The following is a 22,081-nucleotide window of genomic DNA, read 5'->3' as shown; positions in this document are numbered from 1 at the left end:
TGGTCGTCGTCAGCGGGTGAGCTGGTCGCCGCGCTCCAGGCCGTATCCGGCCGGGACGTCCGCGGGGTCGGTGCCCTCGGTGAGCACCTTGTTGTCGTGGTCCACGAAGACCACGCGCGGCTTGAGCTCGCGGGCCTCTTCGTCGGTGACGGAGGCGTAGGCGATCAGGATGACCAGGTCGCCGGGGCTGATGAGGCGGGCCGCGGCGCCGTTGATGCCGATCACGCCCGAGTCGCGGGGGCCCTCGATGACGTAGGTGGAGAGGCGGGCGCCGTTGTCGATGTCGACGATGTCGACCCTCTCCCCCGGCAGCAGGTCCGCCGCCTCCAGCAGGTCGGCGCTGACGGTCACCGAGCCGACGTAGTGCAGGTCGGCCTGGGTGACGGTGGCGCGGTGGATCTTGGACTTCATCATGGTGCGGTACACGGGGTGTCTCCTTGGGGTGCGGGGGGTCGGGGTGCCGCGGTCAACGGACCGCGAAGGCGACGTTCGAGAGCGCGCCGGTTCCGTGGACGCTGACGATTCCCCGGTCTCGGGGAGGGAGGTAGCGCACCATGCAGCCGGCGTCCTGCCCGTCGAAGAGGAAGGGGCTGAACACGGGGACGATCTCGGCCTCGTAGGTGTCGGCGCCGGGGCCGTCGCCGGAGGCGGAGCCCGCGAATTCCATCAGGTAGGGCACGGGTTCCACGTACTCCTGGACGATGTGGTCCTCGGCGGCCACCGCCGCCGCCACCGCCCGCCGCCACTCTTCCTGCGGGCAGTGACGTCCGACGAGCACCTGCTGGCCGCTCATGCCGATCGCCGGCTTGAGTACGAACTCCTCGGGTGCGCAGAGCAGGAGCTCCGGCAGCGGCTTCGTGGTTCCGCGCCATGAGACGGTGTGCTCACCGGTCACCCGCGTCCAGGGAAGGTAGCGTTCGACGTCGTCCCGGTCCTGGGCGGTCATCCACGGCAGGCCCTGCGAGATCCAGCCGAGCACCTTCTTGTTGGCGATCAGGTAGGCCGTCTGGCTGGCGATCAGCTTGCAGCCGGCGTCAAGGGCGGCGCGCACCGGGGCGAAGTCGATGCCGTGCTCGCGCCACTCCAGGACGGTGAAGTGGCGCAGGCCCAGCTGGAAGCGGGGGTCTGCCGGCAGCCCCAGCCCGTCGGCCAGTTCCTCGGGCTCGAAGAACTCGGCGTCCAGGCCGCGGCGGCGCAGCGACTCGGCTTGCAGTTCGAAGTAGCGGCTGGGACGCCCTCCGAGGTCCCGCAGGGTGCCGACGATCGCGACGGCCGGTTTCACCGCCAGGTCGCGGACGGCCCGCAGGAAGAGGTCGTCGCGGACCGTCAGCGGGTCGACCGCCCGGAAGGGCGCCCGGTGGGCTCCGCCGAACGCCGCCGTCCAGGCCGCCGAGTGCAGCGAGGTGTCCACCACGCCGCCGATGCCGGAGCCGATGTTGAACTCGACGAACTTCGGGCCGCTCGCTCCCACCATCACGTCGGGGCGCGCGATGCAGGTGGCGTACGCCTCCTCGGCCGGGTCGTCCATGAACAGCGGGTACATCGCCTCGTCGGCGCCCAGCGCGGCGATGCGGCCGGCCGGGGTGGGTGCGGACTCCAGGAGCGCCCGGCGCAGCAGCCGCAGCAGGGACCGGCCCGCCGTGAAGAGTTCGTCGTAGGAGGAACCGGGCAGGAAGACCGGACGCATGGAGATGCCCGAGGGGACGACGTGTGCGTACTCCCCGTCGTCCAGCCGGAGCAGTTCCTGCCGCACCGTCGCGAGGTCGAGCCGGGAGCCGAGGGGCGGTGCCCCGGCTCCGTACCACGGGGTGCTCATACGCGTGCCTTCCGGTCGGGCGTGCGGGGGACGGAGGCGAGGAAGGAGTCCAGGTCGATGTGCCTGGTCCCGTCCACTCCCGGGGAGTTCGCCGCGTAGTCCAGGCGCGCGGGACGCTCGGCGTCGTGGAAGTAGACGGCTTCCAGGCGGCCTTCGTCGTTCTCGGCGAGCATCGGGTTGGCCACCAGGTAGTCCCGGACCTCGGGGGTGTCGCGGCGTACTTGGAACCAGAGCCGCTTGCTGCCGAAGTGGTTGGGGGGAAGGACGACGCGGGTGCCGAACCGGCGCTTCCACTGGTAGGTGCCCTTGCTGAGGAAGGGTTCCGTGCCCTGGAAGTCGAGCCGCCGCACCCCGTTGTCGGCGCACCAGCCGATCAGGAAGTGGTAGATGGCCTTGAAGGCGCCGCTGTCGAGGTGCTGCTGCGCCCCGTCGAGTACGCCGAGCAGGCGCAGGGTCAGGGTTCCCGAGCGCCGGTCCCAGTGGCACAGCGCTCCGCCCACGGGTTCCGCGTCCTGGGCCAGGACGAACATGCGGCCGCGCCGGAAGAGGACCTCGTAGGAGACCTCCTTGCTCTCGGTGCGCTCGCGCGTGCCGTGGCGCCTTTGCATCGTGGCGCGGTAGACGCGGTCGTAGAAGACGTCGAACCACTCGGGGCCGCGGTCCTCGGCCCAGGTCCAGGCGTGCCGGCGCAGGCCGCTGCGGAACTGCGCGCGCTCGCGCTTGGAGATCTGCGGGGCGGCCGCCGGGGCGCCGGAGCCGTCGGGGTGGTCGAAGTCGATGACGAAGTGCACCCGCATGGGGACGATCAACGACGCCGCGGCGGGCAGCTTCCGCGCCCTGGCGGCGCTGGTGCCGACGATGGCGATGTCCGCGTCCGCGAGCCGCGAGGGGTCGCGGAGCTGCGAGCCCCGCACCGTGGCCGCGGTCCGCTGCGCGGAGCCGTCCTCGCCCTCCCGGCGCAGTTCGGTGAACTCCAGCGTGTAGGCGATGCCTTCGGCCAGACCGGAGTAGGTGACGGACATCCCGCCGAGGTCCGAGGTGACGCTCGGGAAGACGGCGGCGTCCCGGGTGTCCCAGGCGGTGCGCGCGGAGGTGAGCAGGCGGTTCCCGCTGTTGCGCCAGTGGTAGGCCGCGTGCATCCACAGCCGTCGGGGCAGCGGGGAGCGCGCGGCGGCGTCCGGGCGGGTCACAGGACCGTCGCGTCGAGCACCACGTGCCGCAGCGACTCGGCGTCCTCGACCGCGTGCAGGTCACGCAGGACAAGGGCGTCGAAGTCGCCGGCGGCGTAGCTCCCGGAGCCGTGGACGAGTATGTCGTCCTCCGTGACCAGTCCGCGGTCGACCGCGTTGAGCACGCCGACGACGGCCATGGTGAGCGACCATTCCCGCAGCGCGGTCGGGTTGGCCGGCAGCTGGACGCCCGCCTCGCCGAGCAGGGTCCGGGCCTGTCCGTAGCGCTGGAGGCACTCGGCCAGGGAGACGACGATCCCGCCGCCGCCCTGCCGGCCGATGAGTTCGTTCATCCGGGCCGAGGTGGGCGGGTTGCGGGTGTAGAAGGTCGGGTCGAGCGTCTCGTACGGGTCGAAGGTGACGGCCGGGAAGTGCGGGTCCTGCTCCTGTACGTACATGCCGTCCTGCGGGCGGTGGACGTACGCGGGCCGGTGGGCCTCGTCGACGGTTCCGCCGTTGTACAGGCTCAGCACCATGTCGGGCGCCCCGAGGTGCTGCACCAGGAAGTAGCGCGAGGGCAGTGATCGCGCGCGGTCGGCCTCCGGGAGGATGCTCCGCCCGTACGCGTGCCCGAGGAGGCCGTAGGCGCTCGACACGGCGTGGGCGTGCAGGCGGGGGCGGTCGGCGGCCGGGGGGAAGTGCTCGGCCTCCGCGAGGGCCCGGACCACGTCCGCCGCGAGGTAGTTCTCCAGTTGCAGCGTGTACCAGAGGTGGGTCTTGCGTTCCGTCTCCATCAGCTCGCGGTCGTTGTCCACCAGGCCGCGTGCGATGGTCTTCACGGTGCCGGGCTGCTCGCCCCGGTACACGCAGATCGGGTTGCGGTCGCGCAGCAGCGGGTCGGTGAACAGCTCCGAGCTGCGCAGCTTCGCGACCGAGCGCTCGGGGACGACCACGACGACGTTGAGCTGCTCGGCGGTGACGAGACCGGTGTTGACGGCGCGCAGTACGGCGTCGCGCATGGCAGTGGCCTTGTTGGCCGACGACGGTGTGACGATGGTGATGCGTTCACCGGTGTCCTGGATGTATCTGACGGCTCGTGCGACGATGACGAGTGACGCGAAGGTCTTCGTCGTCAGTGTCGCCGGGTTCCCGGTCAGGTCGAGCAGCGACAGGCTCTTGCCGCGGTAGTCCCCCATCGGGGCGTGCCTCACACCGGACACCGAGAGGTACTCCCGCATCGCCGGCGTCAGTTCGGGCAGTTCCACACCCGGGGTGAAGTCACCGTTGCCGGTGTTTTCCCCGCGACCGAGCAGGTCCCTCAGCGCGGCGCGGATCTCCTCGTAGTAGGTGACAAGGGCGCTTTCCTGAATCACGTTCCATCCCCTTCGATTCATCTTCTACCGGCACCGAGTGGACCGTCCGCATATCCGGTGTCCACATTTCCGGCGGAAGTCCGCACCGGAGCAGGAGGGACGCTATCCGTCGTCCCCCGGACCAGAAAGGAAGTGGCCATTTGTTGCCAGGCGACGATCGCGGCGGCGTTCGCGAGGAGAATCAAGACCGGAGGAACCCGTCCCTCCGCAGTTACCGGTACCGAGGATTTGGAGCAGATGTGACCGCCGTCCCGCCAGTGGAGTCCGACGGCTGTGAACTCGGGCGTGAGCAGGCGTTCCTGGACGTGCTCCACGCCCGGGTCGACGCCCGCCGGGCGGAGTTGGGGGACCGGCTCGCCGAGACGCTCGCGCAGGGGGGCGACGGGACGGCCCAGGCGCGGATCGAGCGGCAGAGCACGGTGGAACGGCTGAACCGGCTGCTGACCGCGCTCGACGCGGCGGAGGACCGGCTCTGCTTCGGCAGGCTCGACCTGAGCGACGGGGAGCGCCGCTACATCGGCCGGATCGGCGTGCGCGGGGAGCGGCCCGACGACGACCCGCTGCTGATCGACTGGCGTGCCCCGGCCGCCCGGCCGTTCTACACCGCCACCCCGGCCGTCCCGCAGGGCGTCCTGCGACGGCGGCACCTGCACACGAAGGGCCGGGAGGTGACCCGGCTGGACGACGAGCTGCTGGACGCCTCGGCCCCGGGCGCCGCCGGAGTCGAACTGACCGGTGAGGCGGCCCTGCTGGCGGCGCTGGGCGCGGACCGCACCGGCCGGATGCGCGACATCGTGGCGACCTTGCAGGCGGAGCAGGACCGGATCATCCGCTCCCCGCACTCCGGCGTGCTGGTGGTCCAGGGTGGCCCCGGGACCGGCAAGACCGTGGTCGCCCTGCACCGGGCGGCCTACCTGCTGTACACGGCCCCGCGCCTGAACGACCGCGGTGTGCTGGTGGTCGGCCCGAGCACCGTGTTCCGCAGCTACATCAGCCAGGTGCTGCCGGGGCTCGGCGAGACCAGTGTGCTGCTGCGCGCGGTGGGTGAGCTGTACCCCGGTGTCACCGCCACCGCGGTCGAGTGCGAAGCCGCGGCCGAGATCAAGGGCCGGCCGGCGATGGCGCGGATGCTGGAGGCCGCGGTCCGCGCCCGGCAGGCCGAGACGGCCGGCCCGGTACGGGTCCGGCTGGGCGGGGAAGACCTGACGCTCGGGCGGCGCTGGCTCCGGGACGCGGCCGACGCCGCCCGCGGCACGCGGCTGCCGCACAACCTGGCCCGGCCCGCCTTCTGCCGGGCCGTGATCGCCGAGGTGGCCGTGCGGCTGGCGAAGGTGATCGCCGACATCGAGGAGCGCTTCGAGGAGGACCTGTCCGACCGCATCGACTCCGCCGGGCTCGACCGCGCCGTGGCCGGTGACCTGGCCTCCGTCTTCGGCCCGGACGCACCGCAGGTGGACCTCGCGCAGCAGGCCCTGGACGAGCTGGCCGACGCGGAGCAGCACTGGCTGGCCGAACTGCCCGGGGATCCGGGCATGCTGCGGCTGCTGGAGCGGCTGTGGCCGGTGGTCACTCCGGAGCGGTTGCTGGAGGAGCTCTACGCGGACGAGGAGGCCCTGGCCGCGGCGGCGCCGTGGCTGCTGCCCGGGGAGCGGGCGCTGCTGTCGCGCCGGCCCGGAAGCCCCTGGACGCCCGCCGACGTTCCGCTGCTGGACGAGGCCGCGGAGCTGCTCGGCTTCGACCACGGCGCCGCGCTGGACCGGCTGGCCGGTGAGCGGGCCGAGGAGGTCGAGTACGCGCAAGGGGTGATCGACATCGCGCGCGGCTCCCGGGCCGTGGAGGACGGGGCGGGAGACGGGGCGGAGCGGCTGACGGCGGCGGACCTGGTGGACGCCGGACGGCTCGCCGCGGGTTACCGGGAGGCGGCGGTGACCACGGTCGCGGAGCGGGCGGCGGGTGACCGCTCCTGGGCGTTCGGCCATGTGATCGTCGACGAGGCGCAGGAACTGTCGGCGATGGCGTGGCGGTTGCTGGTGCGCCGGTGCCCGTCACGCTCGTTCACCGTGGTCGGCGATGTGGCGCAGACCGGTGACGCCGCCGGTTCGGTGTCGTGGCGCGATGCCCTGCGGCCGCACTTCGGCGACCGCTGGCGGTTCGAGCGGCTGAGCGTCAACTACCGTACCCCTGCCGAGATCGTGTCCGCCGCCGATGACGTCCTGGCCGCGATCCACCCGGAGCTGGAGGGTGCGCGCGCGGTGCGCAGGAGCGGCGAGGAGCCGTGGCGCGAGCAGGTGCCGCCCGGCGCCCTGGCGGCCCGTGTGGCCGAGCTCGCCGGCCGGGAGGCTTCGGCCGTCGGCTCGGGGCGGTTCGCGGTGATCGCGCCGGCCGCGGAGGTGGAGCGGCTGGCGACGGCGGTGTGCGAGTCCGTTCCCGACGCGTCGTGGGGGCCCGAGCCGGACCTGGACCGGCGGACGGTGGTGCTCGGCCCGCGTCAGGCCAAAGGGCTGGAGTTCGACTCGGTCCTGCTGGTCGATCCGCAGGGAATGCTGGACGCGTCCGCGCGCGGTCCGGGCGACTTGTACGTGGCGCTCACGAGGGCGACCCGCCGGTTGTGCGTGGTGCATCCCGGTGCAATCCCCGCCGTGCTCGCGCGGCTGCCCGAAAGGAAATCAGAATCCTTTCCGGGCGCGGGTTGACCCGCCTGTCAAGGTCTGCCTATAAACCACTATGTCTTCGAGCGCAGAGCAGCAGACCATCGATGATCCCGCGAAATCCACCCCACAACCCCTCAGGAAACTGAGGGGTTTCCGATTCTTCTTCCTTTCCAGGACGATATCCGGACTGGGCTCGGCCGTCACCACGGTCGTGCTTCCGGTCCTGACGTACCAGCAGACACGGTCCCCGCTCCTGGTGTCCCTGGTCGCCGCGGCGGGAACCCTGCCGTACCTGCTGTTCGGGCTGGTGGCCGGGGTGGTGGCCGACCGGGTCGACCGCCGCCGCCTCATGGTGGCCGCCGACATCCTCAACGCCGCCTGCCTGGCGACCATCCCGGCGGCAGCCGCCCTCGGGGTGCTGACGGGCGTCCAGGTGATCGTCGTGGCGCTGTTGTCGTCCAGTCTCGCGCTGTTCTTCGACGCGGGGGTGTACGGGTTCGTTCCCGAGACGGTGGGCAAGGAGAACCTCGCCCAGGCCAACGGCCTGATCTACGGCGCGGAGTCCATCGTCCGCATCACCGGCACCGCGGTCGCTGGCGGCCTGATGGTCCTGCTCAGCCCGGCGGATTCCGTCGTGGTCGACGCCGTCTCCTTCATCGCCTCCGCGGTCCTCGTCCGGGCCGTCGCCCGCAAGCCCCGTAGTGGCGCTCCCGCCGCGCGCCCCGGTTTCAAGGAGTCCGTCGGCGAGGGGCTGCGGTTCCTCTGGGGACACCCGGTGCTGCGCACCATGACCGTGGTCGGCACGCTGCAGTCCTTCGCCGGAGGAGCGATCGTCGGCCAGATGGTCGTCTACGCGGACCGCGGGCTCGGGATCTCCGGCACGGACGCGCGGATCGGATTCCTCTACGCGGCGTGGAGCGCCGGCGGGATCGGCGGTTCGCTGCTCCTGCCCAGGATCCGCCGCCGGCTCGACGCCTCCCGGATCCTGCTGCTGGCGCTGCCGGCGGGTGCGCTGCTCGGTCTGGTCGTGGTGTTCGCCCAGGACTGGCGGGTCGCCGTGGCGGCGCTCGCGGTGTGGGGGTCGGCCTACCTGGTGGTGCTCGTCAACACGATGACGTACTCGCAGGAGGTCACGCCCGCGGAGCTCCAGGGCCGGGTGAACACCACCCGCCGGATGCTCTCCTCGGGCCTGGGGGTCCCGCTGGGAGCACTGGTCGCCAGCACGGTGACCGTACGCTTCGGGATCCACGCCGGGATGTCGACGGCGGTCGCCTCGGTCGCCCTGGCCGCCGCACTGGTCTGGTCGGTCCACGTACGACAGCTCGTCCGGGAACCCGCGCGGCGCGACTGAAACACCTTCCGCATCCGGCCCCCCAAGTTGGCAAGATCCCGTCCATAGCGGGCCTGCGGAGGTCGGCATCCGGCCCGGCCGCAGCGTCCGCTCAGCCGGAAAACCGCAGCTCGGAGGGGTCCCACTGGAGCCTTCCGGCGTTGCCGAACCTTGTCTAGCTATTGCCAAAGAAGATGACGGGATTCTATTGTCGTCCTGCGCCCACAAGGTTCGACCGTGCGCGAACTTCCGATGGATGCAGCCACGTCCATCGAGGTGGACTGTCCGCATACGCGAAGGAAATACACTGTGAAGATCACCCAGATCGCCGCCGCCGGAACAGCCGGACTCGCCGCAGCCGCCGCCTCGGCCCTGCTGCTGCTCGGTGGCGGCTCGGCTGCTGCGGTCCAGGCGCCGGAGCCGACCGAAAAGGTGGTCGTCACGGCTGCCATAGACTGGCCCGCGGCTTCCGCGACCTCCGCGACCAGCGCTTCGCCGATCATCGACTGGCCGTAGCACGCGGCGGGCGCTCCTGGCTCCGACTCACATCGGGCAGCGAATTGCCAAGATTGGGCAAGGCTTGACCAAGCTTGGCCCAAGGTGGAATCATGAGGGGGTGGGCCGTTTTGGCCCACCCCCTCTTGGCGCCGGACGCCAGGTGTTGGACACTCGGTTGATCTCCACACAGGAGCGGATTTTGCTGGAGCAGCCAGGATTCGGCCGTCGCTTGCGGCAACTGCGGCAGCAGCAGGGCAAATCGCAAGCCGATCTGACAGGCCCGGGCATGTCCGCCACGTACCTCTCGCGTCTTGAGTCCGGCGCACGCAGACCCACCGACCGGGCCGTCGCCTACCTCTCGGAAAAGCTCGGCGTCCCGCTGCGCACCCTCGCGGAGCAGCCCGAGGACAGCCTGGCCGACGTGGTGGCCACCATCGCCTCCCTCTCCGAGCGCGAACTGGACGCCGAGACCGGCCGGATCCTCTCCGAAGCCCTGCGCGGCGATCCGGGTTCGGACCTCATGACCCGCTGGCACGGGCTGACCCAACTCGGTCGCGTCTACGAGGTCGTGGGGGATTCCCCGGCCCAGCGCGACACCCTGACCGAGCTCACCGCGCTCGGCGAGGAGCTGGGGCGCCCCGCACTCCAGGTCCGCGCCCGGATCTGGATGGCCCGCTGCGCCCGTGACGTCGGTGACGCGAATGCGGCCCGGCAGGCCGTGCGCGAGGCGCTCGCCCTGAGCGAGCAGCACCACCTGCGCATCTCGGCCTCCGACCACGTCCGCAGCAAGCTCGTCCTCGTCTCGGCCGAAGCCGAACTGGGCGACCTGGCCGAAGCGGCCCGGCTCAGCGACGAGGTCTGCGAGGCGCTCGGATCCACGCGCGGGACACTGGCCGCCGAGGCGTACTGGACGGCGGCCACCGTCAGCACGCGCCAGGGAAACCATCCGCGGGCCTTCGCCCGCCTGACGGAGGCCCTGGCCGCCATCGACAGCCGCGATGACCTCATGCTGTGGATCAGGCTGCGGCTGGCCGCCGCGTCCTTGTCCATCCAGGCCATGCCGGCGCGGCTCGACGACGCCCAGTCCTACCTGGACAGTGTCGAGCCCGCCCTGGAACTCACCGGCACGCCCCGCCACCTCCAGGAGCTGCTGTTCCTCAAGGCCAAGCTGGCGTTCCACCAGGGCGACGTCGAGCGGTCCACCGAGCTGGCCGCCCGGGTCAAGGACGGCGCCCCGCTGCTCTCCTACCGGGACCAGGTCCGCTTCGAAGTGCTGGAGGGCCTCCTCGCGATGTACGCCGGCGACCCGGATGCCCGGCGCCGCCTCACGGACCTCGCGGCGAAGGTGCAGACGGCCAACATGCCGGACCTCGCCGCCGAGGTCTGGCGGACGGTCGCCGAGAACAGCGGGCGGTAGCGGGCCCTCCTGCGGAAACACGCGAGCAGAACGCCTCCAGGGCCCGGCGGGGAGCCGGGCCCTGGAGGCGTTCTGGGGTGTGCGGCGCGGCCGCTGGGGTCAGGCCGGGTCGGATACGGGCAGCAGGCCCAGTCGCTCGTCGTGGCAGCCGGTGATCGGCGTGGTGTCCCGGCCGACGAGGAAGGCCGGGCGGGTGGGGTTGGCGGGGGCGTTGGCGACCGCGTTGTAGGTGATCAGCAGGAGGGCGCGCCGGTCGGCGGAGCGGTTGTTCGACGAGGAGTGCACGATGCTCGGGTGGAAGGCGTGCAGTGAGCCCGCCCCGCCGAGGATCGTCGACGTGCCGTTCTCGGCGATCAGCCGCTGGGCCCGGGCCTCGTCGACCGTGTACGCCAGGTCGTTGGACACGTGCCGGCGCCAGTCGGAGGCGGTGTCCGCCGACTTGTCGGGCAGGTCGAACAGGCCCATGGTGTGCGATCCGGGGATCACGACCAGGGGGCCGTTCTCCTCGTGCACGTCGTCCAGCGGGATCGCGAAGTTCACCGCGTCGGGACGCGGCATCGCGTCTTCCTCGCTCCAGAACGCGTAGTCCTGGTGCCACGGCCAGGCCGCTCCCTCACGCGCCTGCTTGAGGTTGACCTTGAACTGGTACACGTAGACCGGGCCGCCGATCAGCGTCTCGGCGATTTCCACGAGCATCGGGTGGCGCACGAGCGCCGCGCACACGTCGTCGAACTCGTGGCAGCCGTGGATGGCGCGGACGACGTCGCTGTCCTTCTCGTGCACCACCTCCGGCCGGCGCCGGCCGCTGATGTCCGTTACCCGACGGCGCAGCAGCTCGACCGACGCGTCGTCGAACCGGTAGGGCAGGGCGCAGGAACCGTCCCGTTCGTAGGCGGATTTCAGCTCGGACCGGGTCCCGCCTATGACGGTGGACGTAGACATGAACATGCTCCTCGTTCTTTGTTCGCTGTACGGGTGCTGCGGGCGGCCGTGCGGGGCCACCGGTGCGGGGTTCGCGGCCGCGGACGGGCAGCCTGACGGGTCAGCCGAGGTAGTCCTCGGCGCCGCCGGCCCGCACCGTGTCGAGGGTGAAGCAGTGGAAGCCGCCGCCGAAGAGCCTGCGGTGACGGTGGCGGACCGGGACGACCGTGAACCCGTGCTGTTCCAGCGTGCGGATGAGCGTCTTGCACGCGTCGTTGACCATGACGGTCGACTCGTCGATCGACAGCAGGTTCAAGTCGATGTAGGGGCTCGGCGGGATGGGGTCGCCGCCCTCGTACTGCGGGTAGTCCTCCAGCGCGGGCGTGGGTGCCACGATGACGTCCCAGTTCCGCAGCGCCTCGGGGAGGTAGTCGCGGACCCCCTCCGAGCGCAGCAGCAGGGTGCCGGGGCGCAGCGCGACGATGACGCTGTCGATGTGGCTCTGCGTGAGCTTGTGCATGCGGTGGACGCGGAAGCGGCCTTCGAGGTGCCGCTCCAGCCAGTCGACGGCCAGCGCGTGGTTGGCGTTGGAGATGTTGACGATCACGTCGCGCCCGAAGCGCAGGGCGTTCGCGCCGTCGATCAGCATCTCCAGGCCGACGTCGTACGGGGAGGGGCGGGGTTCGAGCGGCACCTCGACGTTGGGGGCGGCGGTGGCCACGTTCCCGGGGTCGAAGGAGTTGTCGGTCATGACCGGGCGGGGCATGGTGGTCCAGCGGGCGCCCTGGAGGAAGTAGTCCTGGAAGATCTGGGAGAGGAACTTCGTCTCGAAGTAGCGGGCCCGGAGCATCGGCGGGGTCTCGATGATCTCGTCGCCGAGGATCAGGGTGTTGTCGCGGACGTTCAGCGGCGGCGTGACGGGCGCGGACCAGAACGGGGTGCTGACGCCCCGGTCGAACTTCTCCGGCGCCAGCGGCCGGTGGACCGTGATGCCGAGCGAGCGCAGGGTGTCGGCCATGCCTTCGACGTCCTCGACGAGTTCGTCGGCCAGGCGCTGGCGGAAGGCTATGCGCTCGGGTGACTCGGACGTCGCGCCGTCCTCGGACACCCGGATGCTCGGGTAGTAGCCCCGGGCGCCGGTGAGGTTGTCGCTGATGAACATGTCGAAGGTGAGGTCGCGCACGCGCTGGGCGTAGTTGTCGGCGGAGCCGACGACGACCTCCTTGAGGGAAGACCATTCGTCGTAGCTGTTGAGCTTCATGGGGGTCCTTCGGTGGGGCGGGAGGTGATCAGGGCCTGATGATCAGGGCGTGGTGTCGGCCGCGGCGGCGGTGAGGATGGCCTGGACGGGGCAGAGTCCCGCGGCCTCGTGCACTGCTTCGTGCAGGTCGTGGGGCGGCCGCTCGTCGAGGAGGAGGACGGTGCCGTCCTCGTCGTCCTGGTCGAAGACCTCGGGTACGGCCAGGGCGCACTGCCCGGATCCGACGCAGGCGTCGTGCTCGATGGTGATGTGCATGGGTGGGTGGGTCCTTACCAGGTGACCGGGAGCCGGTGGACGCCGTAGACGCTCATGTCCGCGGCGAGCGGGACCTCTTCCGGCGGGACGGCCAGGGCGAGGGTGGGGAAGCGCCGGAACAGCGCGGGCAGGGCCGTGCGCATCTCCATGCGGACCAGGTTCTGGCCCAGGCACTGGTGGATGCCGTACCCGAAGGCCATGTGGCCTGCCGTCTTGCGGGTGAAGTCCAGCCGGTCCGGGTCCTCGAACCAGGCCGGATCGCGGTTGGCCGCCGGGATCGACACGGTGACCGACTCGCCCCGCCGGAAGAGGTGGCCCTCGAACTCCACGTCCTCCAGCGGCGTGCGCGGCACACCGAAGTGGAAGACCGAGAGGTAGCGCAGGAGTTCCTCGACGGCGTTGTCGGTGATCGAGGGATCGTCACGGAACACCGCGAGCTGGTCCGGGTGGGCCAGCAGGGCCAGCGTGCTCAGGCTCAGCGAGCTGGAGGTGGATTCGTGCCCGGCCGTCAGGAGCAGCACGCCGACGCCGGCGATCTCCTCGGCGTCGAGCGTGCCGTCCGCGGCCAGCATGGCCAGCAGTCCCGTCCCGTCGCCCGCGCCGGGGCCGTCGCCGTCGTCCGCCGCGAGTCCGCGCAGGAACCCGTACAGGCGGTCCATCGCCTCGGACGCCTCGGCGGCCGTCGCGTTGAGGCTGAAGAGGATCTCGCTGTTGCGCTGGAACGCGGCCCGCTCGCTGTACGGGACCCCCAGCAGCTCGCAGATCATCAGCGAGGGCACCGGCAGGGCGAACGCCTCGACCAGGTCCACGGGCCCGCCGCGCTCGGCCATGGCGTCCAGCAGCCCGTCGACGATGCGCTCGATCTGCGGGCGCATCTCCCGCATCCGGCGGGCGGTGAACTTCCCCGCCAGCTGCTGGCGCAGCCGGGTGTGCTCGGGCGGATCCATGTCGACCAGCCAGCCCGGCAGAGCCTTCGCCCCGTAGAACGGGTCGGCCCCGGGCCGCGACACGGGGGCGCGCTTGAACTCCGAGCGGGCGCTGAAACGCTGGTCCGCCAGCAGCTTGCGGCCCAGGGCGTGGCTGGTGACCAGCCAGCCGATGTGGCCGTCGGGGTAACGCATCCGCCGGACGGGTTCGTTCTCGCGGTACTTGGCCAGCTCGGCCGGCGGGTCGAAGGCGTTGTGCCGCACGGTCGGGTGCGCGTCGGTCTGGATCATCCCCGGATCTCCTTCGTCAGAAAAGCGGCGAGTCGCCGCACGCCTTCCTCGATCTGCCCGCGGTCGAGATAGCTGCATGAGAGCCGCATCTGGGTGTCGCCCGCGCCGTCGAGGTAGAACTGGTCCATCGGCGTCCACAGCACGCCGTACTTCGCCGCCGACACCTCCAGCAGACGGGTGTCGGCGCGCACCGGCAGGTGGACGCGGACGAAGAACCCGCCTTCGGGCCGGTTCCACCGGATCCCGGGCGGCGCCGCGTCGCCGCCGAGCTCGTGGTCGAGCGCCTCCGTCAATGCCGTCAGGTTGCGCTGGTACAGCACTGCCTTGCGGCGGCTGAGTTCGACCAGGGAGCCGCCGTGTTCGAGCAGCATCCCGGCGATGACCGCCTGGGCGAGGGGGGAGGTGTTGACGGTGACCATCGTCTTGAGGGCGGCCAGCTCGGCGGCGAGCGGCCGTGTGCCGCCGCCCTCGGACCTCACGCGCTGGTCGGCCACGACGTAGCCGACGCGGGCGCCCGGGAAGGCGACCTTGGCGAAGGTCCCGATGTGGATCACCCTGCGGCGGGTGTCGAGTGCCTTGAGCGGCGGGAGCTCGGTGCCGGCCCCGGCCGTGAATCCGTAGGCGTTGTCCTCCAGGACCTGGAAGTCCTCCTGTTCGGCCAGGTCGAGGAGCCGGCGGCGGCAGTCGAGGGACATCCGGGCGCCCCCCGGGTTGGAGAAGTCCGGGGCCACGTACAGGGCGCGGATGGCGCGTCCTTGCCGTCGCGCCGCCCGGCACTCCCGTGCGAGGCGGTCGAGATCGATGCCCTGCGCGGTCTCGTCGACCGGGACGACGTCGATGTCGAGCAGCCGGGCCGCGCCGGTGATGCCGACGAAGCAGGGGTTGGCGACGGCCAGGAGGTCGTCGGCCGATGCGAAGAGCGCGCGCAGGACCAGGAGCATCGCCTCCTGGGCGCCCACCGTGATGACGAGTTCCTCGGGTGCGCAGCCGATCCGGTGGTCCCGCCAGAGCGCCTCGCTGACCACGTCGTTGATGAGGCCCCGGCTGGGACCGTACTCGTACAGGGTGCGGCGGGCCCGCTCCGCGCTGGTTCCCTGCTCCCGCAGGTGGGCGAGGTAGCGGTCCGTGTAGCGCTGGAGGTCCGGTCCGGGGAGGGTCTCGGGGTGGGGTGCGCCCGGCGCGAAGGAGATCGCTTCGGGGAAGCGCCCCATCACCTCGTTGAGGAAGCTGAGCGATCCCAGCACGGGCGCGCGCAGCGATCCGTGCAGCCGGGTCGGGTCGAATTCCACCATCGGCTCAGCCCCGCGCCCGTGAACGCTGCCAGCGCCGCTCGACCTTGGCGAGGACGTCCTCGCTGTACGAGCGGGCGGCCTGGACCACCGCGAACTCGGCCAGGTAGGTGCGGTACAGGTCCAGCGGCTCCTCCGTGAGCCCCAGCATGCGCCGGTTGGCCGCGACGGCGGGACCGCTGAGCTCCCGTACGGCGGTCTCCACGGCCGCGTCCATCTCCTGTGCGGGCACGACCTGGTCGCAGACCAGGTGGACGTCGGGGTCCGCCGTGGTGATGCGGCGGCCGGCCAGGATGACCTGGCGGGCGGTGCGGGCACCGGTCAGCCGGCTCAGCCGGAGGTTGCCGAGGCCCGGCACGATGCCCTCCTCGGCGGCGGGCAGGCTGAGGTAGGCGCCCTCCTCGGCGATGACGCGGTCGAGGACGAGCAGCAACTGCATGCCGCCGCCGATCGCGAAGGTGTCCACGGCGCCGATCCAGGGCTTCTGGACGGTCCGCTCCGCCCAGGCTTCTGCCTGCGGATCGGTCAGCAGACCGCGGTACATCTTGTTGATGTAGCCGAGCTCCCGGCCGAGCAGGAAGTCCACGAACGAGATGTCCCCGTTGCGCAGGTCCTTGAGGTTGATGCCGGCGCTGAACACCCGGCGGCCCTGGTAGCGGGGGTGGTCCACCTCGCCGCCGCGCAGGACGCCGACCCGTACCCCGTCGTCGAGCAGCGCCAGGTCCACCGCCGTCTCCAGGTCGGCGATCAGGGTGTTGTCCTCGGCGTTGAGGCAGTGGGCGTTGCGGAAGGTCACGTGGGCCGCCTCGCCGACCCGTTCGACGAGCACCCTCTCCAACTCGGCCCGTCCCGTGGCGCGGAACCCGTCGAGGAGCTCCAGGGCCCGGGGGGTGGGCAGCAGCATGGCGTCGATGAGGTGCGGCCCCGCGGTCCGCGAGCGCAGCACCGCGGCGCAGAAGAGCGCCTGGTCGATCTCCCGGCCCTCCTTCTCGGCCTGGATGCAGGCGCCTTCCGCCGCCATCTGGGCCCCCGTGGGCACCAGCCCGGGGAAGCGGACGGCCGCCGCGTCGAGCAGTCCGGCCAGGCGCTCGTGGCGGGTACGGCCGCCGGTCAGCTCGTCGTACACGGCCTCGGTGTGCAGGGTCAGGAAGGAGCGGCGGGCCGCACGGCAGGCGGTGAACACGCTCTGCGCGAGGGCGTCCTGCTCCTCGTCGCGACCGGGTCTGGCCGGCAGGGCGGCCAGCAGTTCCTCCCCGGCGGCGGCGAACGCCGCGAGGGTCCGTGCGTCGTCGGCGAGCACGCCGCCGAAGTGCGGGGCGGGGGCGGACCACAGCGGTGCCGCCCCGGGTGCGACGGCGGTGGTCATGCGACGGCTCCGGTGAGCTCCGGTGCGGTGTCCGCGACGACCGCGGCCGACGCCGCGTCGGTGGCCACGGGGCACTCGGCGGCCGCTGCCCGCAGCCGGCGCAGTTCACGGTCGCAGGCGGCGAGGTGGAGGCCGAGGGCCTCGTCGTACTCGGCGGACACGGCTTCGGCGATCAACTGGCGGCGCAGCGCCGTCTCGCGGTTCGACAGGCGGCCGGTGAGGGCGGTCGCGGTGGCCAGGGCCTCCTCGATGCCGTCACCGACCTCGTCGATCAGACCCAGGCCGACGGCCCGGCCCAGCGGGATGTCCGCGCCCCACATGACGATCTGCCGGGCCCGCTGCGCGCCCAGGTGACGGACCAGTCGGTACAGCGCCATGCCCGGCCAGAAGTGGCCGTCGTTGACCGGCAGCACCAGTCGCAGCCCGGTGGCGCCGATCCGGAAGTCGGTGGCGAGGAGCAGGTCCAGGGCGGGGCCGGCGCAGCTCTCCGCGGCCACGGCGACCGTGATCGCGTCGAGCTTCTCCAGGCGGCGGACGGCCCGCTCCCAGCGGTTGACGGCCGAGACGCTGACGTCCCCGGGCCACTGCCGCCTCTCGCCGGAGCCGACGAGCCGCAGCACGACGGCGGTCTTGGTGCGGGAGGACTCGACCTCGTCGCAGAGGGCCTGGACGGTGGCGGTCAGCTCGTCCAGGGGGCGGGCCGCGTCGATCTCCGCGATATTGCTGTTCATGAGTGCAGTAATTCCTTCCGTCACCAGGACACCAGGGCCATTTCGATGGTCGATCCCGGCCCCATGGTCATAAAGACACCGAATTCACCGGGGGCGGTCACGCCCTCGGCACGCAGCCGTTCGTAGGAGAAGAGGAACGATCCGCTGGAGACATTTCCGTGGTCGCGCAGCACCCCGGTCGTGTGCCGTACGTCGTGCCGGCTGAGCCCGAGGTTGGCCCGGACCGCGTCGATCACTTTCTTTCCGCCCGAGTGGATGACCCAGTGGGCGATGTCGGACCGCCCCAATCCCGTCCCCTCAAGGAGCCGGTCGAGTGCGATCTCCGCATGGGCTCCGACCACGTAAGGGACTTCCGGGTCGAGATAGAAGCTGAACTTTCCGTGGGTGTCGTCCCAGTCGTAGCGCATGGCGCCGACGGCCTCGGGAATGATGCAGCTGGAGAACCTCAGCAGCGCGGGGTCCGAACCGGCGGGCACGGCCTGCTCGACGGGCGCGGAGCCTCCGGCCGGTGCGGCATCTTCGGCGGGTTCGGCGTCTTCGACGGGTACCACGGATGCGGCGGGTGCCACGGCCGCGAGGGGCCGCGAGACCGCCTCGGTCACCGCGGGCGCCATGACCGCGACCGCCCCGGACCCGTCGCCGAAGAGGCTGTTGACCACGGACGAACGCATCGTGCCGTCGAAGACGTACGCCGCCGAGCAGGCTTCGATGCACACCAGCACCGCGAGCTCACCCGGGTGGGAGTTGGCCCAGGAGGCCACGGCGGTCAGGGCGTTGAGGCCGGCGTTGCAGCCCATGCCCACCACGTCGAGGCGGGAGGTGTGCACGTCCAGGCCCAGCTCCTTGATGAGGAGCGCGGAGAAACCGGGTGTCAGCAGGCCCGTGGTCGTCGTGCAGCACAGGTAGCGGATGTCCTCCAGCGAGGCGCCCGCGTCCTTGAGGCACGCCTCGATGGCCTCCCGGCCCATGGCGAGGCCGTTGACCCGGTGCTTCTGCAGGAGTTCGCCCTGCGTCTCCATGGCCCGGGAACCGTCCGGCAGGAGCGGCGGCAGGGTCAGACCGCGCCGTTCGATGGCGCTGTTGAGGAATATCGAGCGCACCCGCGGATCGGTGATTCCGAACTCGTCGAGCATCTCCTGCTGCGTATAGGAAGTCTTCGGTACAGCGGTCCCGATTCCCGTTATCCTCGGCGGATTTGCTGTCAATTTCACACTTGCTCCCTGAGGTTACAATACTTCCATGCCAAAACATTCAGCGGTGCGGTACGAGAAGAATGACCACGTTGCCCGGATCACGCTCGACAGGCCCGAGGTCCTCAATGCGATGAACCTGTCGATGCACGAGGAGCTCGCCGAAATCTGGGACGATTTCGAGGGTGACGACGACATGCGGGTGGCGGTACTCACCGGCGCCGGCGAGCGGGCGTTTTCCGTCGGTCAGGACTTGAAGGAACTGGCCGGCCGGGACCGCGCCGGAACCGCCGCCCCCGCCACCTTCGGCAGCCGCGGCAAGCCGGGCTGGCCCCGGTTGACCGAACGGTTCGACCTGGCCAAGCCGGTCGTCGCCGCCGTGCGGGGGTACGCACTGGGAGGGGGCTTCGAACTGGCTCTGGCCTGCGACATCGTCATCGCCTGCGAGGACGCCTCGTTCGCGTTGCCGGAGGCCAGACTCGGCCTCATGGCCGGTGCCGGAGGGGTGTTCCGGCTGACCCGGCAGCTGCCCTGGAAGACGGCGATGGGACACCTCCTCACGGGTCGCCCGATGGATGCCCACCGGGCCTACGAACTCGGTCTGGTCAACGAGGTCGCCTCCGCCGACGGTTTCGAGGCGTGCGTCGAAAGCTGGGTGGCCGACCTCGTACGCTGCGCTCCGCTCTCCGTCCGGGCGATGAAGGAGGCGGCGACGAAGTCCGCGACGATGCCGCTGGAGCAGGCGTTCGCGACCCGCTACCCGTGGGAGGAGCGGCGGATGCACAGCAGGGACGCAGTCGAGGGACCGGCGGCCTTCGCCGAGAAGCGCGCTCCGCGGTGGCAGGCCCGCTGAGGGACGCCCGGGCGGTGGGCGGCTCGTCGGCGTGTCCGCCGGCGGGTGCGCCGCCCCTGCTCCGTTCCCTCCTCAGCCGAGGTAGTCCTCGGCCCCGCCCTCGCGCACGGTGTCGAGGGTGAAGCAGTGGAACCCGCCGCCGAACAGCCGGCGGTGCCGGTGCCGGACGGGCACGACGGTGAACTTGTGCGACTCCAGCAGCCGGATCAGCTCGGGGCACGCCTCGTTCACCAGCACCGTGTCCGGCCCGACGGAGAGGACGTTCAGGTCTATGAAGGGGCTGGTCAGGATGAGGTCGTCGTCCTCGTAGCGGGGGAAGTTGTCGCCCGCCGGCGTGGGCGCCACGATCAGGTCCCACTTGCGCAGCGGCTCGGGCAGCTTCTCGGCCACTTCCTTGGAGCGCACCAGCAGGGTCCCGGGCCGCAGCGCGAGCACCATGCTGTCGATGTGGCTGTCGCTGAGCTGGTGCACCCGGTGGATCCGGAACCGGCCCTCGAGGTGGCGCTCCAGCCAGTCGACGGCCAGCGCGTGGTTGGCCGTCGCGATGTTGGCCACGATGTCCCGGCCGAGCCGCAGGCACTGGGCCCCGTCGAACATCATCTCCAGACCCACGTCGTACGGCGACGCCTGCGGGTCGGTGATGGGCTCGGTCGGCCCTCCCGCGGTGCTGGTCCGTACGTACGACAGGTCGAAGGACGCGTCGGTCATCATCGGCCGGGGCATGACCGTCCAGCGGGCCCCCTGCCGGAAGTAGTCCTGGAAGGCGGACTTGAGGAACTGCGTCTCGAAGTACCGTGAGCGGATCATCGGCGGGGTTTCGATGATCTCGTCGCCGACGATGAGGGTGTTGTCCCGCACGTTCAGCGGCGGTACGACCGACGCCGACCAGGCGGGCGTACGGACCTCGTTGGTCTGCGCCTCCAGGTCGGACGGCCGCAGGACGTTCACCGACAGGGAGCGGAGCACGCCGGCGAGCTCCTCCAGGTCCTCGTTCAGTTCGGCGACGTAGCGTTCCTTGATCGGCACCCGCCCGTCACCCGGCCCGCGCGGCTCGGCCCCGCGCGCGGACAGTCGCGGGTAGTACCACTCGGAGCGGGACGAGTTGTCCATGGCCAGGTTGTCATGGAAGAAGAGGTCGAACGACAGCTCCCGTTCGTGCGACACGTAGTTCCTGGCAGAGCCGACGATCACCTCCTTCAGTGGTGACCACTCGTCAAAGCTGTTCAGTTGCAAGGTCCCTCATTTCCTGTATCCCGGCTCTCCGGCCGCTCCCGCCGGAACGCTACTGCGTGACCGCACGCCCTCCACGACGGATGGCAATTATTTGCCACTCCCCCGGCAACACCTCGCCCCCGAGGCTAGGTTCGTCGTCGGCCAGGGACTCCAACCAGCCGGAGTCCGGCAGACGCAACGGAAAGTGACAGGCAAAATGGACACCTTGCACCACGGCGACCCGGTTTTCGAGCGTTTTCAGTTCCTGGTGAATGCGCCGGCTCTGTTCAACGCGGTCGCCACGGCGGTCGAGCTGAGGATCTTCCACTTCCTCGCCGACAATCCCGGTTCCGCCCCCGAGGACATCCGCGAATTCACCGACATGCCGCAGCACCAGCTGCGCGTCCTGCTCCAGGCGGTGTGCACGACCGGCCTGCTGCGCCGTGAGAACGGGAACTACTTCAACTCCGCCGTGGCCCAGGACCTGCTCGCCTCGGACGCGGAGGACAGCTGGGGTCACATCATCGTGGGCTGGAAGGAGGTCTATTACCCCGCCTTCGCCCACATGACCAAGGCGCTCAAGGCCGGCACGAACACCGCCCTCGATGCCTACCCCGGTGACGAGCCGACGCTCTACCAGCGCCTTTCGCGCAATCCGGAGCTGGAGGCGGTATTCCACCGCGCGATGAGCGCGTTCACCCTGCAGTCCGTCGACGCGCTCGTGGAGCGCCCCGAGTTCGAGTCGGTGCGCAAGCTGCTCGACATCGGCGGCGGTGACGGGACCACCTCCGCCCGTCTGGCCGCCCGCCACCAGGACCTCAGCTCCACCGTCTTCGACATGCCGAGCGTCTCCAAGCTCGGCGAGAAGGCCACCGCCGTCCTCGCCGACCGGGTCGAACTCCACCCCGGTGACATCTTCAACGACGAGTTCCCCCTCGGCAGCGACGCTGTGCTCTTCAGCCACGTCCTGGAAATCTTCTCCGAGGACCAGATCCTCGGCCTGATGAAGAAGGCGTACGACGCCCTTCCCGAGGGCGGAAAGGTATTCGTCTACGGCTACAACGTCTCCGACGACGAGACCACCGGGGTGTTCGGCGCCCGCCTCGGCCTCTACTTCAACGTCCTTGCCAGCGGTCAGGGAATGGCCTACCCGGCGCGGGATTACGAGGCGTGGCTGAGCCAGGTCGGTTTCACCGGCGTGCAGACCATCGGCGGACTGCCCTACGAGCACGGCCTCACGCTCGGCGTGAAGTGACCGCCCTCCCCCCTTCACTATCCCGAGGAGATCTCAACCGTGGCGAATCCTTTCGACGACCCCGACGGCCGATTCCGCGTTCTGGTCAACGATGAGGGCCAGCATTCCCTGTGGCCCGAGTTCGCGGACGTTCCGCAGGGCTGGACGGTGACCTTCGGCGTATCGGACCGGGCGTCCTGCGTGGAGCACATCAACGCCACCTGGACCGACATGCGACCGCGCAGCCTGGCGGCCCAGCTGGACCGCACCGCCTGATCCCCCTCAGTACGCCCGTCGC

At 70.8% G+C, this 22,081-nt stretch carries 20 protein-coding genes; 7 read left to right on the top strand and 13 right to left on the bottom strand.

Going from position 1 to position 22,081, the window contains the following annotated elements; genetic code table 11:
- Nucleotides 1–9: 9 nt before the first annotated feature.
- From panD to OHA81_RS27450, 4 genes are read right to left on the bottom strand one after another with little or no spacing between them, the layout of a single operon-like run.
- Nucleotides 10–426, bottom strand: a complete 417-nt coding sequence (gene panD, locus OHA81_RS27465) for an aspartate 1-decarboxylase (protein ID WP_329200224.1) — start codon at nt 424–426, stop codon at nt 10–12.
- Nucleotides 427–466: 40 nt separating this feature from the next.
- Nucleotides 467–1,816, bottom strand: coding sequence for a hypothetical protein (locus OHA81_RS27460; protein WP_329200222.1), 1,350 nt, complete (start codon nt 1,814–1,816; stop codon nt 467–469).
- A complete protein-coding gene (locus tag OHA81_RS27455) occupies nt 1,813–3,006 on the bottom strand; it encodes a hypothetical protein (RefSeq protein ID WP_329200221.1) in 1,194 nt (397 codons plus the stop codon). The genes OHA81_RS27460 and OHA81_RS27455 overlap by 4 nt, the downstream gene beginning before the upstream one ends.
- Nucleotides 3,003–4,358 carry a DUF6002 family protein gene (locus tag OHA81_RS27450; protein WP_329200219.1) on the bottom strand — a complete coding sequence of 452 codons (1,356 nt, stop codon included), beginning with the start codon at nt 4,356–4,358 and terminating at the stop codon, nt 3,003–3,005. The genes OHA81_RS27455 and OHA81_RS27450 overlap by 4 nt, the downstream gene beginning before the upstream one ends.
- A gap of 239 nt (nt 4,359–4,597) precedes the next feature.
- On the opposite strand from OHA81_RS27450, the gene OHA81_RS27445 reads away from it, so the two are divergent.
- The 4 genes from OHA81_RS27445 to OHA81_RS27430 all read left to right on the top strand — a co-directional run bounded on the left by OHA81_RS27445 (nt 4,598) and on the right by OHA81_RS27430 (nt 10,254).
- Nucleotides 4,598–7,051 (top strand): HelD family protein, encoded by a 2,454-nt coding sequence (locus OHA81_RS27445; protein ID WP_329200218.1) that lies wholly within the window; start codon nt 4,598–4,600, stop codon nt 7,049–7,051.
- Between the two features lie 31 nt (nt 7,052–7,082).
- The gene (locus OHA81_RS27440) at nt 7,083–8,360 is read left to right on the top strand and encodes an MFS transporter (protein ID WP_329200216.1); all 1,278 of its coding nucleotides are present in this window, start codon (nt 7,083–7,085) and stop codon (nt 8,358–8,360) included.
- 288 nt (nt 8,361–8,648) lie between these two features.
- Nucleotides 8,649–8,855: a hypothetical protein gene (locus OHA81_RS27435; protein WP_329200214.1), complete on the top strand. Its 207-nt coding sequence runs from the start codon at nt 8,649–8,651 to the stop codon at nt 8,853–8,855.
- Between the two features lie 100 nt (nt 8,856–8,955).
- Nucleotides 8,956–10,254, top strand: coding sequence for a helix-turn-helix domain-containing protein (locus OHA81_RS27430; protein WP_329200213.1), 1,299 nt, complete (start codon nt 8,956–8,958; stop codon nt 10,252–10,254).
- A gap of 99 nt (nt 10,255–10,353) precedes the next feature.
- Here the strand turns inward: OHA81_RS27430 and OHA81_RS27425 are convergent, their stop codons facing one another.
- The 8 genes from OHA81_RS27425 to dpgA form a co-directional block, all read right to left on the bottom strand.
- A complete protein-coding gene (locus OHA81_RS27425) occupies nt 10,354–11,196 on the bottom strand; it encodes a phytanoyl-CoA dioxygenase family protein (RefSeq protein WP_329200211.1) in 843 nt (280 codons plus the stop codon).
- Between the two features lie 100 nt (nt 11,197–11,296).
- Entirely contained in the window at nt 11,297–12,436 is a 1,140-nt protein-coding gene (locus OHA81_RS27420) for a glycine amidinotransferase (protein WP_329200209.1), read from the bottom strand.
- 42 nt (nt 12,437–12,478) lie between these two features.
- Nucleotides 12,479–12,691: a ferredoxin gene (locus tag OHA81_RS27415; protein WP_329200207.1), complete on the bottom strand. Its 213-nt coding sequence runs from the start codon at nt 12,689–12,691 to the stop codon at nt 12,479–12,481.
- Nucleotides 12,692–12,705: 14 nt separating this feature from the next.
- On the bottom strand, nt 12,706–13,908 hold the full coding sequence (locus tag OHA81_RS27410; protein WP_329200205.1) for a cytochrome P450: 1,203 nt from the start codon (nt 13,906–13,908) through the stop codon (nt 12,706–12,708).
- A complete protein-coding gene (locus OHA81_RS27405; RefSeq protein WP_329200204.1) occupies nt 13,905–15,200 on the bottom strand; it encodes an aminotransferase-like domain-containing protein in 1,296 nt (431 codons plus the stop codon). Before OHA81_RS27405 ends, OHA81_RS27410 begins: the two co-directional genes overlap by 4 nt.
- Nucleotides 15,201–15,204: 4 nt before the next feature.
- On the bottom strand, nt 15,205–16,563 hold the full coding sequence (gene dpgC / locus OHA81_RS27400) for a (3,5-dihydroxyphenyl)acetyl-CoA 1,2-dioxygenase DpgC (RefSeq protein WP_329200202.1): 1,359 nt from the start codon (nt 16,561–16,563) through the stop codon (nt 15,205–15,207).
- Complete coding sequence (dpgB, locus tag OHA81_RS27395; RefSeq protein WP_329200201.1) at nt 16,560–17,294, bottom strand: enoyl-CoA-hydratase DpgB; 735 nt, start codon at nt 17,292–17,294, stop codon at nt 16,560–16,562. The genes dpgC and dpgB overlap by 4 nt, the downstream gene beginning before the upstream one ends.
- 20 nt (nt 17,295–17,314) lie before the next feature.
- Nucleotides 17,315–18,505, bottom strand: a complete 1,191-nt coding sequence (gene dpgA, locus OHA81_RS27390; protein WP_329200199.1) for a 3,5-dihydroxyphenylacetyl-CoA synthase DpgA — start codon at nt 18,503–18,505, stop codon at nt 17,315–17,317.
- A gap of 28 nt (nt 18,506–18,533) precedes the next feature.
- Here dpgA and dpgD point away from each other — a divergent pair, with 28 nt between their 5' ends.
- Nucleotides 18,534–19,337: an enoyl-CoA-hydratase DpgD gene (dpgD, locus tag OHA81_RS27385; RefSeq protein WP_329200197.1), complete on the top strand. Its 804-nt coding sequence runs from the start codon at nt 18,534–18,536 to the stop codon at nt 19,335–19,337.
- Between the two features lie 72 nt (nt 19,338–19,409).
- Here the strand turns inward: dpgD and OHA81_RS27380 are convergent, their stop codons facing one another.
- On the bottom strand, nt 19,410–20,570 hold the full coding sequence (locus OHA81_RS27380) for a glycine amidinotransferase (RefSeq protein WP_329200195.1): 1,161 nt from the start codon (nt 20,568–20,570) through the stop codon (nt 19,410–19,412).
- Between the two features lie 196 nt (nt 20,571–20,766).
- Between OHA81_RS27380 and OHA81_RS27375 the strand changes: the two genes are divergently transcribed.
- Together OHA81_RS27375 and OHA81_RS27370 are read left to right on the top strand one after the other, a co-directional pair.
- Nucleotides 20,767–21,804 carry a methyltransferase gene (locus OHA81_RS27375; RefSeq protein ID WP_329200194.1) on the top strand — a complete coding sequence of 346 codons (1,038 nt, stop codon included), beginning with the start codon at nt 20,767–20,769 and terminating at the stop codon, nt 21,802–21,804.
- A 39-nt stretch (nt 21,805–21,843) separates the two neighbouring features.
- A complete protein-coding gene (locus tag OHA81_RS27370; RefSeq protein ID WP_329200192.1) occupies nt 21,844–22,059 on the top strand; it encodes an MbtH family protein in 216 nt (71 codons plus the stop codon).
- The last annotated feature ends 22 nt before the right edge of the window (nt 22,060–22,081 follow it).

The sequence above is a fragment of the Streptomyces sp. NBC_00667 genome (genome assembly GCF_036226825.1).
Taxonomy (GTDB): Bacteria; Actinomycetota; Actinomycetes; order Streptomycetales; family Streptomycetaceae; genus Streptomyces.
Note: the sequence above shows the minus strand (reverse complement) of the source record. Positions and strands in the feature narration are given on the sequence as shown.

Bases quoted from the DNA above. Each gene is read 5' to 3' on its own strand.
- OHA81_RS27405 (WP_329200204.1), bottom strand. From the start codon at position 15,200: ATGGTGGAATTCGACCCGACCCGGCTGCACGGATCGCTGCGCGCGCCC.
- dpgC (WP_329200202.1), bottom strand. From the start codon at position 16,563: ATGACCACCGCCGTCGCACCCGGGGCGGCACCGCTGTGGTCCGCCCCC.
- OHA81_RS27440 (WP_329200216.1), top strand. From the start codon at position 7,083: ATGTCTTCGAGCGCAGAGCAGCAGACCATCGATGATCCCGCGAAATCC.
- OHA81_RS27410 (WP_329200205.1), bottom strand. From the start codon at position 13,908: ATGATCCAGACCGACGCGCACCCGACCGTGCGGCACAACGCCTTCGAC.
- dpgB (WP_329200201.1), bottom strand. From the start codon at position 17,294: ATGAACAGCAATATCGCGGAGATCGACGCGGCCCGCCCCCTGGACGAG.
- dpgD (WP_329200197.1), top strand. From the start codon at position 18,534: ATGCCAAAACATTCAGCGGTGCGGTACGAGAAGAATGACCACGTTGCC.
- OHA81_RS27415 (WP_329200207.1), bottom strand. From the start codon at position 12,691: ATGCACATCACCATCGAGCACGACGCCTGCGTCGGATCCGGGCAGTGC.
- OHA81_RS27420 (WP_329200209.1), bottom strand. From the start codon at position 12,436: ATGAAGCTCAACAGCTACGACGAATGGTCTTCCCTCAAGGAGGTCGTC.
- OHA81_RS27375 (WP_329200194.1), top strand. From the start codon at position 20,767: ATGGACACCTTGCACCACGGCGACCCGGTTTTCGAGCGTTTTCAGTTC.
- OHA81_RS27460 (WP_329200222.1), bottom strand. From the start codon at position 1,816: ATGAGCACCCCGTGGTACGGAGCCGGGGCACCGCCCCTCGGCTCCCGG.
- OHA81_RS27425 (WP_329200211.1), bottom strand. From the start codon at position 11,196: ATGTCTACGTCCACCGTCATAGGCGGGACCCGGTCCGAGCTGAAATCC.